Source organism: Aurantimicrobium minutum (assembly GCF_029893825.1).
GTDB lineage: Bacteria > Actinomycetota > Actinomycetes > Actinomycetales > Microbacteriaceae > Aurantimicrobium > Aurantimicrobium minutum_C.
In genome coordinates this window covers 187,406-201,885 of the sequence record NZ_JARXXV010000001.1, presented here as the reverse complement: position 1 = coordinate 201,885, position 14,480 = coordinate 187,406, and the positions used below count along the sequence as shown (strand labels likewise).

Below are 14,480 nucleotides of genomic sequence, written 5' to 3'. Positions count from 1 at the left end.
AATAAAACGTCTAATTGAGATTAACCGGAAACGGGGCGGTTTCCCGTGATTGCAGAGCCAATTCGTAGGTGTGTCGCGCCTTCGGAAATCGCCGCGGCGTAGTCATGAGACATGCCCGTGGAAATGAAGCGAGCTGTTGGAATGACGCTCTGAATTCGTTCAGAAGCTGCCCGCACCCGCGCAAAGGCAACACGGGGCTCTTCATCCAGCGGAGCAACAGCCATCACGCCCAGCAAATTCAGGCTGGGCTGTGCAGCGACCTGTTCAGCTAGCTGAACAACATCAGCCGGCTGAATACCGCCACGCCCTGGATCTTGAGTCAGATTGAGCTGGACGAAGCAATCCAACACCTCAACGATGTTCTGTGCTGGTTCACCCTCAGGTGTCTTTGCGGCATTACCGAGAGCAGTAACAAGACTGTCTCGATCGACAGAGTGCACGACACTGGCATATTTGCGCACAGCACGCGCTTTATTGGACTGGAGTTGTCCAATGAAGTGCCACGTGAGGTCTAAATCCGCTAGTTCTGCTGATTTAGCTTCTGCTTCTTGGTGGCGGTTCTCCCCCACATTTCGAACGCCGAGATCGTAGAGATCGCGAACGAGCTGAGCAGGATGGAACTTGGTCACCACAATCGTGGTGAGGTCGTTGATGTCACGCCCGGCATTACGGGCCGCCTCAGCGATACCTTCCTCCACGAGCGCTAAGCGCTCGGCTAGGGAGGTACTCACTTACTTGAGGAAGTCGGGGATGTCGAGGTCGTCATCCTCATCAACGTAGGAGGGAGTCACAGAAACGTGGCTTGTGGTTGCCGGGGTGGACAGAACTCCAGCAAGCTCGTCATCTGCAAATACACCGGTGGTCGAGGTGATGACTGTCTCGGAGTAGATGCTCTCACCTGCGGGCAATACCGAGCCGGTGTCAGTCGAGGTGAACGTGCGGCGAGGCATTGCCTTGTGGGTTGGCTCTCCGCCATCAAAACCAGCGGCGATAACCGTGACGCGAACTTCGTCACCCAGGGTGTCATCAATGACAGCACCGAAGATGATGTTTGCTTCAGGGTGTACGGCTTCGCCGACCAGTGCAGCAGCGTCATTGATCTCGAAGAGACCGAGGTTGGATCCACCCTGGATGGACAGAAGCACGCCACGAGCGCCTTCAATGCTGGCCTCAAGCAGGGGTGAGGCTACGGCCAGCTCGGCTGCCTTGATTGCGCGGTCTGCACCGCGTGAGGAGCCGATTCCCATCAGGGCGGATCCAGCGCCCTGCATTACCGACTTCACGTCTGCGAAGTCGAGGTTGATCAGACCTGGAGTGGTGATGAGGTCTGTAATTCCCTGAACACCGGCGAGCAATACCTGGTCAGCGGTGGCAAAAGCTTCCTGCACGGAAATCGAGCGGTCGCTGATTTCGAGCAAACGATCGTTGGGAACAACGATGAGGGTGTCTACCTCGGCGCGAAGTGCTGCAACTCCGGTGTCTGCCTGAGCAGCACGACGCTTTCCTTCGAATCCGAAGGGCTTGGTCACAACACCGATGGTCAAAGCGCCAATGGACTTGGCGATCTTGGCAACGACGGGAGCGGCACCAGTACCAGTTCCACCACCCTCACCTGCGGTCACAAAGACCATGTCAGCACCAGCGAGTGCTTCTTCAATTTCTTCTGCGTGGTCTTCAGCAGCCTTGCGGCCAACTTCTGGGTCAGCTCCAGCGCCAAGACCACGAGTGAGCTCACGGCCAATGTCGAGCTTCACGTCTGCTTCACTGAGCAGGAGTGCCTGTGCGTCGGTGTTGACTGCGATGAATTCAACACCCTTGAGACCGAGCTCAATCATGCGGTTCACAGCGTTCACGCCACCACCGCCGACGCCGACCACCTTGATGACGGCGAGGTAATTCTGATTCATTGACACGATGTGGCCTCCGCTAGAACCCTAAAGTTCAAGTCGAACCTTAAAGTTATGCTCAGTATGCATTTCTTGATTTGAGAGTAGGTCGAAGCATCCCGCTCCCCTGCGCGACACGCCAGAAGAGAACAGATCGAGGAAAGAATTAACGAACGACGGCAGTTTTTGGCGACGAGACGTCGTACTCACTCACCGAACCAACGGGGTTGACTGCAAGCAATTGTGAAAGAACACGGTTCTTCATTGCCGCGTTTTCAGGACCACCCCAGAACACACGAGCACCACCAGTAAGAATGAGCGTGACATCATCGGTGGTGTTAGCAATGACTTCATCCAATTGACCAGCAAGTGCACTGGGCAGAGAAGTAATCACATCAACTGCAGCGGTGAAACCCTTGGATTGTGCACTTGCGCCCTCCACCGTAATGACAGGGATACCAGGGGTGCGTTCAGTGGCGTGTTCCAGCACGACGCCAGCGGGGTCAACCATGATGAGATCACCATCTGAGAGGAGATAACCAATGGGGCTTCGTTCCACAATCTTGATCACCAAGGTGTGTGGCGGAACAGCAACAGTGGAATAGCTCTTGACCAGCGGTTGAGCCTCAACTGCTTTACGAACAGCGCCCATATCCACTAGCGGCAGAGGCTTATTAATTTGTGGCTGGAGCGCAGCAATGATTTGGTCTGCAGGTACTCGAGCAGCCCCTTCAACGGTGATGGTTTGCAACGCCAATACAGGCGTGAAGACCCCCACGCCAACAAATATTAAAATCGCTGCCAAGGACCCCGCAATGGACGCCCACATAATCCTTCGGCGCCGCATGTGAGCGGTGAAACGGCGAACTTCATCCCGTTCGAATGCCTTGCGCGCCTTGACGGCTGCTTTGAGTTTTTGCTTTGCTTCAGCAGCTTCTTGCTGGGCTTTAGTGAGCCGACGAGCAGGGCGGCGAGGTTCTTTTCGAGCCGGAGAAGCAACCGCTTCTGCTGGCCTGCTGGAAGCCGCTGCGGGTCTCCTGATTCCCTGAACACGACTCCCCACTGCCTCTACCCGAGCAGAGGTTCCCGCCACGGGCTGAGGCGTTCTGCCAGAAGCCTGTGATTGCTTTTTCAGCGCTTTGCGCTCTGCTCGTGAAACCTTTGCTGGTTTTGCCGCCTTTACCGGCTTGGCGGCCTTCTCAGCGTGAGATGGCGAAGCAGGCTTCGGTGCGCGAGCTGCTGGTGCAGCTGAAGGCTGTGGGGCTCGTGGGGTGGGAGTTCCTGCTCCCCCAGGACCAACGGGTCTTCTCATGATGAGCTACTTCGTTGCTTCGAGTGAAGCCAAAATCTGCGGAATGATGCGGTAGACATCACCACAGCCCAAGGTAATAACATAGTCACCTGGGCGAGCTATTGCTGCAATGTGGTCTGCTGCTTCTTGCCAATCGGCAATAAAGGCAACTTTGGACTGATCGGCAAACTTTTCAGATACTAATGCGCCTGTCACCCCAGGAACTGGATCTTCCCTGGCGCCATACACATCCAACACCACAGTGAGATCAGCGTCGTTTTCTAGGGTGTGTGCAAACTCCCCAGCGAAGTGCTGTGTTCGGCTGTAGAGATGAGGTTGGTGAACCGCAATGATGCGGCCTTCGCCCACCACAGTGCGGGCAGCACTGAGCACCGCGTTCACCTCGGTGTGGTGGTGGGCATAGTCGTCATACACACTCACCTCACGGCGAATACCGTGAAGTTCAAAGCGACGTTGCGTGCCACCAAACTCTGAGATTCCAGCCAGAGAAGATGCAGGATCGAAACCCAGACCCACCAGGGTTGCAAACGCTCCGGTGGCATTGAGTGCATTGTGGCGACCTGGGACGCTGAGCTGAGCGGTGTATTTGGTTCCTTGGTATTCGATGGTCAAGGTCACGCCACCGGTTGTGGTGTCAACATGCGCCAAACGAACATCAGCGTGTGCAGACTCACCAAAGGTAAGAATCTTCGGTCCGGTAATCTTCTGCGTCACTCGCACAGCACCTGGGTCATCGCTCGAGATGACAACCAGTTCAGAAGCAGCTGAAGCAAAATCAACAAATGCCTGGTCAAATGCTTCGAGTGAACCGTAGTGATCCAAGTGATCTGCATCAACATTGGTAATCAGTGCCACAGCAGTGTCATAGAGCAGGAACGAACCGTCAGACTCATCGGCTTCAACGACGAACAGCTCACCCTCACCATAGGCAGAACTTAAGCCATAAGACTGAACAACACCACCGTTGACAAAACTGGGGTCAGCACCGAGTTCTCGCAAGCCGGTAACAATCATTCCAGTTGAGGTGGTCTTGCCGTGAGCGCCAGCGACGGAGACCAAACGAGAACCACGGGTCAACCATTCCAGCGCTTGAGAGCGGTGCAAGATGGTCAGCCCCCGCTGCTTCGCGAGGACATATTCTGGGTTGTCCTGCCAGAGTGCCCCGGTGACGACCAAGGTTTGAGCATCGCCCACATTTGCCGCATCGTGGCCAATATGAACCTCAACGCCTAAATCACGAAGTGCCTGAATGTTGGAAGAGTCCCGAACATCAGAACCGGTCACGGTGATGCCATTGGCGAGGAAGAGACGAGCAATACCGCTCATGCCTGAACCACCAATACCGACCATGTGCACGGTGCCCAAGTTCTCAGGGGCAACAACGCTGGGGTCTGGCTTAATCACAGGCGAGCTCTCTTCTTAACAGGCAGCATCAGGCCACCATCTTCCGTTATAACGCAGAAAGCTGAGGCTATGCCTATGACAGGGCGGCATCAATCAGATTGATCATTCGCGATGTGCCATCACGCATGCCCACACGTGCAGCAACTTCACCCATCGCGACTAAGGCCGCCTCATCACGAAGTAGCGGAATCAAGGAGCTGGTGACCCATTCCGGGGTGAAGTGTGCATCTGTCACCAACACTCCACCACCAGCATTGACCACTCCAGCAGCATTGAACTTCTGCTCTCCATTGCCGACAGGATAGGGAACATAGACCGCTGGAATACCGAGGGCAGATAGTTCAGACACTGTGGCCGATCCAGCACGAGAAACGACAAGATCTGCCGCCGCCAATGCCAAATCCATCCGATCGCAATAATCAAGTGCAACATAGCCGGACAATTCCGGAAGGTGATCAGGCTTGTTCTGACCAACGATGTGGAGAACCTGGTAGCCGGCGGCGACAATCTCCTTCGCAGAAGCAGCGATTGTGGTGTTGATGGAGCGAGCACCTTGAGAACCACTGGTGACAACGAGAACAGGACGATTGAGTTCTAACCCAAAATGAGCTCTGGCCTGTGCCCGGGTTGCCGGAATATCGAGATGTTCGATTTCAGCACGCAAAGGGGTCCCCACCGTTGTGGCATGCGGTAGTGGTGTTCCAGCGAATGTCACTCCCACAAAGGGCGTGTGACGTGCTCCCCATTTATTGGCTAGCCCTGGCTTGGCATTTGCTTCGTGAATCACATATGGAATCCCGTTCTTGCGAGCAGCAGCGTAGGCAGGGGCTGCGGAGTAGCCTCCAACACCGATCACAACATCAACGTTGCGTTCGTGAATGAGCGCAGTGATCCGCTCTACCGCCTTGGGCCAACCTGTGAGAAAACGTTTCGATGAGCCAATCAGACCGCGCAGCCGCGGAAAAGGAATTCGAGGAATCGTGACCAGTTCAAAACCACGCGCAGGGACAAGATTGGCTTCAAGGCCTTCCGCTGTACCCACACACACAATCTGTGCTTGTGGGTCTCGCTGCCGCAGCGCCTCAGCCATCGCCAACATGGGATTCACGTGTCCAGCGGTGCCTCCTCCGGCGAGAAGATAGCTGGTCATCGGCGGCGTCTCGTGTTCTTCTTGATAGGTTTTTCTTCCTTCGTGAAGGAAAGAACCACACCGATAGCCAACAATGTCATGATCAGAGCCGAACCACCCGAACTGAGCAACGGTAGTGGCACACCCAGCACGGGTAGAACGCCCACGACAACACCGATGTTGACGAAAGCTTGACCGACAACCCAGATCATGATTCCGCCGGTCACGATGCGAACCAGAGGATCATTTGCCATGCGGATAATGCGCACGAAAGCAACTGCGAGGGCAACGAATAGCCCAATCACCACGAAGCAGCCGATCATGCCCAGTTCTTCGCCAATGATGGCAAAAATGTAGTCATTATCTGCCGCGGGAAGCCACGACCACTTAGCTTTAGACTGCCCTAGCCCCACACCAAAGATGCCGCCGTTAGCTAGAGCCCACTTACCGTGTAGAGGCTGCCAGCAGGCGTTGGTGTAGTCGGTGCAGTTCTCATTCAAGAACGACATGATACGTGCCATACGGTTAGGGCTAATCAGGGCCATGAAGACCACACCCACTGCACCGGCGACCATGGGAACAACCACCATCCGGGCTGCCACACCGGAGAAGGCAATACAGCCAAGCACAATGGCAAACAAAATAATCACTGTTCCCAGGTCTTGACCCAGGAGAACAACAAACATCGCGATATAGACCGGAATGATTCCAGTGAATATGCGGAAACTGTATGGCCCGACCCGATTAATGACCTGGGGTAGGTTCACACCCAACCACACGGCAATGGTGAGTTTAATCATCTCCGAGGGCTGGAATTGAACACCGATATCGAGCCAGTTACGGTTACCACCGGATTCAACACCGAGCGGGGTGAACACCAGCAGCTGCAAGCCGATTGTGGAATACAGAGCAATGTTCGCCCACTTGCGATAGAAGACCATGGGCAATCTGCTGATGGCAAGCATCAAGGGCAGCGCAACGATTGCGGCACCGGCCTGTTTGAAGAAACCGACGAAGAACCCACCGTCTTGCAGGAACGAATCCACGGCAGATGCCGAGAGCACCATGATCAATCCCAAGATCACGGTGAAAAGAGTCACTCCTGCCAGTAGATAAAAGTTGGGTGATTCAGCTCGAAAGGCTTCCTCGAGCTTGAAGCGAGTTGCTAAACCACCCGGACGAGTAGTTTGAGCTGCCTGTGGTGCGGTGCGACCTGGAGGACGTCCACTAGCTGCTGCTCGGCGTTGTGCTGGTGTTCCTGGCTGGGCAGTTCTTTGAGCAACGCCGCGAGGTGCAGCTGCTGGTCTGCGGGGTGGATTAGTGCGAGGCGGAGTCGCCATCCGCCTCACCTCCAACTTTGTCCAAAACAGCCTGAGCGAAGAGGCGTCCTCGCTCGGCGTAGTCGGTGAATTGATCCATCGAAGCTGCAGCTGGAGCCAACAACACCACGTCACCGCTGTGAGCTAAATCTGCGGCCAAGTTCACGGCGTGAACCATGACATCACTAGTGTCATCCGGGACAACCTCGAGTGCGGTGACCCCGGGCGCGTGTCGCTCGAATGCTGCTTTGACGTCTTGGCGGTCAACCCCAATGATCACAGCACCACGCAGGCGATGTGCATGCTTGGAAACAAGCTCGTCAATGTTCACGCCCTTGAGCAATCCACCCACGATCCAGACGATTGATTCGTTGGCTGCTAGCGAGGCATCAGCTGCATGTGGGTTAGTCGCTTTGGAATCATCGATCCAGGTGATCTCCCCCACACGGGCGATGACTTCGTTGCGGTGGGAATCCAGACTAAACGTGGTCAACGCCTCATAGATTGCCTCTATGGGGGCGCCGAAGGAACGGGCAAGTGCACTGGCGGCCAGAATGTTTGCCACGACGTGAGGAGCAGCTAAACCACGTGATTCAAGCTCAGAGATTGTGGTGATTTCAAGGGCTGATGTGTGGCGTTCGTCGAGGAAAGCACGGTCACACAAAATGCCATCGACAACTCCGAGGTCGCTTCGACCAGGTGCTCCAAGGTCAAACCCGATTGCCCGTGCACCCTCCAACACATCGGCGTGCTCAACCATACGTTCGGTTGCTTTATCTGCCTTGTTATAGACGCAGGCAACCTTGGTGTTTTCATAAATCTTCGCCTTAGCTGCTACATAGGCTTCGAAGGATCCATGCCAATCAAGGTGGTCATCCGCGATATTCAACACAGCTGAAGAGTAGGGGTGAACTCCGCTCATCCAGTGCAGTTGGTAACTGGAAAGTTCAACGACAAAGACGTCGAACCCTTGAGGGTCGCGCACGGCATCAAGAACAGGAACACCGATGTTTCCGCAGGGTGCCACACGATAGCCAGCAGCGGCCAGCATGGCGGCAGTGAGTTGAACTGTTGTTGTCTTGCCGTTGGTGCCAGTAACCATGAGCCACTCAGCAGGCTTAACCTTGTCTCTCACACGCCAGGCAAGCTCAATATCTCCCCAGATGGGGATCCCTCGCTCAACCGCCCACAACAAAATCTTGTGATCGGGGTGGTAGCCAGGAGAAACAACGATGAGCTCAGGAGCAAACTCGATGAGTTCGTGGGGAACATCTTCACCGCTGCGTTCTTGAACATAGGTGGCACCAATGACATCGACCATGGTGATGCGCAGTTCTTCTGCCCCGGCCGCCACCACCATGACGTGTGCACCAAGTTCCGCAAGGGTGTCCGCAACAGAGAATCCTGTTACACCCAGCCCCAAAACACCGACACGCAAACTAGCCCAATTGGCATGCCAACTGGTGAGAGTGGAGAGATCGCGCGAGGAGGTCATGAACTACTCGATTAGCGAGTGAGCCACTCGAGGTAGAACATTCCCACACCGGTGATGACGAACAGCGCAGAGATAATCCAGAAGCGAACGACTACCGTCACTTCCGCCCACCCTTTCAACTCAAAGTGGTGGTGGATTGGCGACATTAAGAAGATGCGCTTGCCCTTGGTCAGCTTGAAATATCCACGCTGAACGATGACCGAACCGGTGTCGATGACGAACAGTCCAGCAAGAATGACCAGAAGCAGTTCTGTCTGGCTCAAAATTGCCAGCGCAGCAAGTGCGCCACCGAGTGCCATGGAACCGGTGTCACCTAAGAAAATCTGAGCAGGTGAGGTGTTCCACCACAAGAAACCAATCAGACCACCAACAATGGCTGCAGCGACAATTGCCAAATCCAGTGGATCGCGCACTTCATAACACTTATAGGCAACCTGAGGATCAAGACGCCCACTGAAGCAGGACTGGTTCTGTTGCCAGAAGTTAATGATGACGAAAGAACCAATAGTGAAGATAGATGCACCCGTGGCCAAGCCGTCAAGCCCATCAGTGAGGTTCACGGCGTTGGAAGTGCTGGTCACGATCAAAATGATCCAGATCAAGAACGCAACGACGGCAAGCCACCCGCCGAGCACCGCAAAGCTCAGGTGAGTATTGCGAATGAAGGAAATGTTCATCGAAGCGGGCGTGATGCCGTTCTCGTCCGGGAAGTTGATTGCTAACAATCCGAAGATCACCGCAACGATAACTTGGCCAAATACCTTCGGCCACCCCGACAGCCCCAGCGAGCGTTGCTTGTGAGTCTTGATGAAGTCGTCAATGAACCCCACCAAAGCAAGACCGGTCATCAAGAACAGCACCAATATTGATGGCAACTCAATAGTTGAACCCGTCAAGAGTGAGGCGAGGAAGTACGACAGGATGACACCAACTACGACGACAATGCCGCCCATGGTGGGAGTGCCCTTCTTGGCGTGATGCGCATCGGGGCCACCATCACTGATGAACTGTCCCCAGCCAACGCGTCGGAAGATGCGGATGAAGACAGGAGTCATCAACAGGGTGAATAGCAGCGAGAGCGCGCCGGCGAGAAGTAGGGTACTCACGCGTATGCCTCTCCTAATCGGTCACCCAAGAACCGGAGTTTCGCCGAGTTCGACGATTTCACCAGAACGATGTCACCTGCTCTAAGCAGGCTCGATAGGTAATCGTATGCCTCGTCTGGGGTCGAGTAGAACTTCGACTCACCATCCCACGAGCCTTCGTTGATGGCAGAAATATGTAGTCTGCGAGCACCATCACCGACGACAACAAGTTGATCAATGCCTAAACGGACTATGAGCAGGGCTAAATTGTCTTGCTCCTCCCCCGCATAGGCCCCCAATTCCGCCATTTCGCCGAGCACAGCAATCGTCCTGTTTTCAGGCCCGGCAACTTGGCGCAAAGTCTTGAGCGCGGCGGCCATGGAGTCAGGGCTCGCGTTATAAGCGTCGTTGATAATCGTGACACCATTACCGCCCATCAACTCCATGCGCCAGTGCTCTGCACGGGTGACGGATTGCAGCGAAGACTTAATCAGTTCAAGATCAAACCCGAGTGTGAGCGCAACAGCAGTTGCGGCAGCCGCATTCATAGCATGGTGTTCACCGAGAACTTTGAAGTTCACGTGAATGATGCCTTCTGGAGTATTCAGATCGAACTGGGTGCCAGAAATCGAGGAACTGAGTTGAGAAATTCTGACATCTGCCTCGGGTGAGTGCCCGAAGGTGATGATTTTTCCCGGTGCCGCGGAGGCCATCGACATCACTCGAGGATCATCTTTATTCAAGATGGCAATGCCTTCTGGGCCCAAAGCTTCAACGAGTTCTCGCTTGGACTCGACCGTCACTTCTACGCCACCGAACTCTCCGGCATGGGCCAAGCCAACCATGAGTTCCACAGCAATGTCTGGACGAACCATGTTGGTCAGTCGAGTGATGTGTCCTTTACCGCTGGCACCCATTTCTAGAACGAGATATGTGGTGTCTTCCGAGATTTTCAACATCGTGATGGGCATCCCCACCTCATTGTTGAAGGAATCCCGAGGAAAGACCGTAGGTCCCACCTGTTCACACATAGCGGCAACGAGGTTCTTGGTGGTGGTTTTCCCGTTCGAACCCGTAATGCCCACCACGGTGAGATTGCCTTTCGCACGAACGCGAGCAACAACTTCGGTAGCTAATGCCCCCAGTGCAACGACTGTGTCTGCAACCACAATCTGAGGCACTGGTGTGTCAACCTCATGGTCAACAATGACAACCGCGGCACCGTTCTCCACAGCAGCAGGAATGAAAAGGTGTCCATCCGTGAACTCGCCGGGCTTCGCCACGAAAATATCGCCAGGAGTAATCAGCCTGGAATCGGTGTCAGTCAGTCCCGTGATGGAAGTCTGTTCTGTGGCGTCTGTCTTCCCCAGAATCAGAACCCCCGAGATGGTCTGAGCAATATCTGCCAATGTCATTGAAATCATGCGGATTGCTCTTCTCCGGGTGAATATCCTGCATCACGCAGTGCTGAGGTAATTTCTTGGCGGAAATCAAATGGAATAGTTCCACTTGCCACTTCACGCTCTGTTTCATGTCCAGGTCCGGCATAGATGATGGCATCACCCTCGGCAGCTTCTGCGATTGCCCGCGCAATCGCAGTTCTGACATCAGCTTCTTCGATAATGACAGCACCTGAGGTTGCCGCATGTGCACCTTCGAGCAATGCGGCACGAATCGTTGCTGGATCTTCAGTTCGTGGGTGATAGTCAGTAATCACCACAACATCAGCACCCGTTGCAGCAATGTTTCCCATGGCAAAACGCTTAGTGGTGTCACGATTCCCATCGGCACCAAACAGGAATACAACCTTGCCTGGGGTCACTTCTCTCACAGCTGCTAACAAGCTCGTGAACGCATCCGGGGTGTGGCCATAGTCGAGATAGAAGACGGGACCGTGCTCCCCTGACACTATTTCGGTGCGCCCCGGCACGACAACGTCGATACCGCCAGACTCCTCCACGACGTGGGCAATGTGTTCAAGATCGAAACCTGACTGAACGAGCATGACAATTGCCAGGGCAGCATTTGCTGCCATGAAACTGCCCAATAAGGGCACAGTGGTGCTGAGTTCGCGCCCATCTGGGCTATGGAGGGTGAAGGCTGTCTCACGCTGGGTTTGTGCAGTGACTGTCATCTTCCACTGGGCGCTTTCCCACCCAATTGACCCGGGAATGGTGGCGAGAGTGGACAGCGGTATACGCGCTTCTTCGGCAAGCCGAACACCCCACTCATCATCAACAGTGACAACGCCCTTAGCTGCAATATCGGGGCTGAAGAGTTCAGCCTTGGCCAGGTAATAGTCCTCGAAGTGTGCATAATCATCGAAGTGGTCGTGGCTGAGATTGGTGAACCCAACAACATCAAACTCGATGCCATCGACTCGGTGACGAGAGAGGGCTTGCGCTGAAACTTCGAGACAGATGGCCCGCACTGAAGATTCCTTCATCCGCGCAATCAGTGCGTGCATCTCTGTCGCCTCTGGCGTGGTCAAACCACTGACCATAGCGACATCGCCAATTCGACGTTCTGCTGTTGAGCTCAGCCCGCTGCGCACACCCAGCTGCTTGAGCAGTGCAGAGAGGAGATAAACGACGGAAGTTTTACCGTTTGTTCCGGTAACACCAAAGACGGAAGCATCGAGGTCGTCCGTTCGATAGATCCAGGAAGAAATGTGCCCCAGGGATGCACGAACATCCTCCACCACGATGACGGGTAGAGAACTTTCTTGTGCGATCTGTGCACCATCAGTATCTGTCAGCACAGCTACTGCACCGGCCTCGGCAGCCACCGAAGCAAACTTGGCACCGTGCACCTTAGCGCCTGGCATTCCCACGAAGATATCGCCAGGATGAACGTCCTTGGTGGTCAAGGTAATTCCGGTGACCTCGAGACCGTCGAGAGAATCTGGAGAGCTCAACCCCAGCTCGGTCACCATGCCGGTGAGCGCCCGGGGAAGAGGATGCTCAGGTCTTAACGACCCCACAAAAGCACCCACTCGAGCACCACCTTTCTTTGCCCCAATTCTATGACCGAAGAGGGCTTAGAAACGGATAGGCAGCACGGGCGCTTCACCCTGTGATGGTTTGATGCGGTAACGCTTAATGACCTGCTGTTCAATCGCTTTGAACAATGGTGGACACACCATTGATGTGAAGGAGACCTTAGGTTCTGCGATCACCACGGTGATGATGTACTGGGGGTCCTCAGCAGGAATCATGCCCATATTGGAAACCACGTAGTTGGCCTTATATCCACCCATGCCATCAGGCTGCTGAGCGGTACCCGTCTTCATGGCGACTCGGTAACCAGGAACAGTTACTTCTTTGTTGATCCAGCCTTGGGTCACGAAGTTTTCCATCATGTCGATCACGGTGCGAGCAGACTGCGGCTTGATCACCTGCGTGGTAGCTGATGCCTCAGGCTTGACCACTGTTCCGTCCGGCATGGTGCAGCTTTCAACGAGAGTGGCAGGTATGAGCTTGCCGTTGTTTGCAAGGGCTTGATAGGCACTGGACATTTGAATTGCGGTTGTAGCCACACCCTGTCCGAATGTGACGGTGTAGTGGGTTTGGTTATCCCAGTTGTCGGAGGAAGCCAAGATACCTGCCGACTCTGCAGGGTAGCCAGAGTCAGAAATCGAGGAGAGACCAAATTTGAGCATGTAGTCATAACGCTTATCTGCAGCCAGAGTGTCACCGAGCTGGGACATACCCACATTGGAGGATTGCTCCAGCACACCGGTAAGAGTCAGTGGCAGCGTGCCGTGCATCACTGCGTCCGTTACTTCAGCGCCGTTAGGGAAGGCAATGTAGTAGGGATCCCACACCTGGGTTTCGGGGGTTGCCACACCCGAATCAATCAACATCGACGCCGTAATTGGCTTCATGGTTGAACCTGGCTCATACGGGCTCATGAAGGCACGTGAACCACGGTTTGATTGGTCTGTAGCATCAACATTGTTGGGATCGAGCGAGGGGTAATCTGCCACAGCGAGGAGTTTTCCCGTCTTCGCTTCCTGAACGACAGCAATACCCCACTCAGCGGAGTACTTATCGACCTGCTTGGCTAGAGACTGTTGCACAAACCACTGCAGGTCTGAGTCAATAGTGAGTTTGAGAGTTCCACCATTTTGACTCTTGACACTGGTGACCGTACTGCCGGGAATGCGGACCCCATCAGCACCGCGCTGATACATTTCCTCACCATTCACACCGGCAACACAGCTGTCCCAGCCCGATTCCAGACCAGCCTGTGCAGAGCCGTCAGCGCCAACGAAACCAAGCAGGTTACCTGCCACAGCACCGTTGGGGTAGGTGCGACCGGGGGCTTGCTCAAAGAACAACCAGGGAATCTCTAGAGCATTCAATGCCCGGAAGGTGTCCACGTCGACAGCCTTCTTGATGTAGGCAAAGTCCGACTTGGGGTTCTCTGCCAACGCATCGGCAATAATTTTGAGAATGTCTTCAGGCTTCTGCCCCGTCAAGGTACCAATCTCAATGGCGGCTTGCTGTGGGGTGATCGTCACTTCTGAACGATCTGTTTGACGCAAGAAGTCTTTCGCGTTCTTTGGCGACACAGTCACGTTGTACCGCATCACACTGTCTGCGAGTACGGTGCCATTCTTGTCGGTGATTTGACCGCGCTTGGCGTAGACAGTGGTTGGAATTGAACGCTTATCAACCGATTGTTGAGTCAGTGCGGCCGCTTGAATCACCTGAATATCGATCAAGCGAATGGTGAAAACTGCAACCAGAAGCACGACAATTGCCAGAACAAGCGTTCCGCGGAATTTGACGGGATTCGTTCTCACACCAGTTCCTTAAGAGATCAGGCTTTGACGCAGTGCCGTG

11 protein-coding genes are annotated in these 14,480 nt (G+C 54.6%); all 11 read right to left on the bottom strand.

What is annotated here, in order from left to right:
• Positions 1-20: 20 nt before the first annotated feature.
• The gene (locus M2120_RS00905) at positions 21-731 is read right to left on the bottom strand and encodes a YggS family pyridoxal phosphate-dependent enzyme (RefSeq protein WP_280796858.1); all 711 of its coding nucleotides are present in this window, start codon (positions 729-731) and stop codon (positions 21-23) included.
• Positions 732-1,913: a cell division protein FtsZ gene (gene ftsZ, locus M2120_RS00900; protein ID WP_280796857.1), complete on the bottom strand. Its 1,182-nt coding sequence runs from the start codon at positions 1,911-1,913 to the stop codon at positions 732-734.
• 139 nt (positions 1,914-2,052) lie between these two features.
• A complete protein-coding gene (locus M2120_RS00895; RefSeq protein ID WP_280796856.1) occupies positions 2,053-3,198 on the bottom strand; it encodes an FtsQ-type POTRA domain-containing protein in 1,146 nt (381 codons plus the stop codon).
• Positions 3,199-3,204: 6 nt separating this feature from the next.
• Entirely contained in the window at positions 3,205-4,602 is a 1,398-nt protein-coding gene (gene murC / locus M2120_RS00890) for a UDP-N-acetylmuramate--L-alanine ligase (protein ID WP_280796855.1), read from the bottom strand.
• Positions 4,603-4,675: 73 nt separating this feature from the next.
• Positions 4,676-5,752, bottom strand: a complete 1,077-nt coding sequence (locus M2120_RS00885) for a UDP-N-acetylglucosamine--N-acetylmuramyl-(pentapeptide) pyrophosphoryl-undecaprenol N-acetylglucosamine transferase (protein ID WP_280796854.1) — start codon at positions 5,750-5,752, stop codon at positions 4,676-4,678.
• On the bottom strand, positions 5,749-7,071 hold the full coding sequence (locus M2120_RS00880; RefSeq protein WP_280796853.1) for a peptidoglycan glycosyltransferase FtsW: 1,323 nt from the start codon (positions 7,069-7,071) through the stop codon (positions 5,749-5,751). The genes M2120_RS00885 and M2120_RS00880 overlap by 4 nt, the downstream gene beginning before the upstream one ends.
• Positions 7,049-8,545 carry a UDP-N-acetylmuramoyl-L-alanine--D-glutamate ligase gene (gene murD / locus M2120_RS00875; RefSeq protein ID WP_280796852.1) on the bottom strand — a complete coding sequence of 499 codons (1,497 nt, stop codon included), beginning with the start codon at positions 8,543-8,545 and terminating at the stop codon, positions 7,049-7,051. Before murD ends, M2120_RS00880 begins: the two co-directional genes overlap by 23 nt.
• 11 nt (positions 8,546-8,556) lie before the next feature.
• Positions 8,557-9,651 (bottom strand): phospho-N-acetylmuramoyl-pentapeptide-transferase, encoded by a 1,095-nt coding sequence (mraY, locus tag M2120_RS00870; protein ID WP_280796851.1) that lies wholly within the window; start codon positions 9,649-9,651, stop codon positions 8,557-8,559.
• On the bottom strand, positions 9,648-11,054 hold the full coding sequence (locus tag M2120_RS00865; RefSeq protein WP_280796850.1) for a UDP-N-acetylmuramoyl-tripeptide--D-alanyl-D-alanine ligase: 1,407 nt from the start codon (positions 11,052-11,054) through the stop codon (positions 9,648-9,650). The genes mraY and M2120_RS00865 overlap by 4 nt, the downstream gene beginning before the upstream one ends.
• Entirely contained in the window at positions 11,051-12,625 is a 1,575-nt protein-coding gene (locus tag M2120_RS00860) for a Mur ligase family protein (protein ID WP_280796849.1), read from the bottom strand. The genes M2120_RS00865 and M2120_RS00860 overlap by 4 nt, the downstream gene beginning before the upstream one ends.
• Positions 12,626-12,670: 45 nt before the next feature.
• The gene (locus tag M2120_RS00855) at positions 12,671-14,440 is read right to left on the bottom strand and encodes a peptidoglycan D,D-transpeptidase FtsI family protein (protein ID WP_280796848.1); all 1,770 of its coding nucleotides are present in this window, start codon (positions 14,438-14,440) and stop codon (positions 12,671-12,673) included.
• Positions 14,441-14,480: the final 40 nt, after the last annotated feature.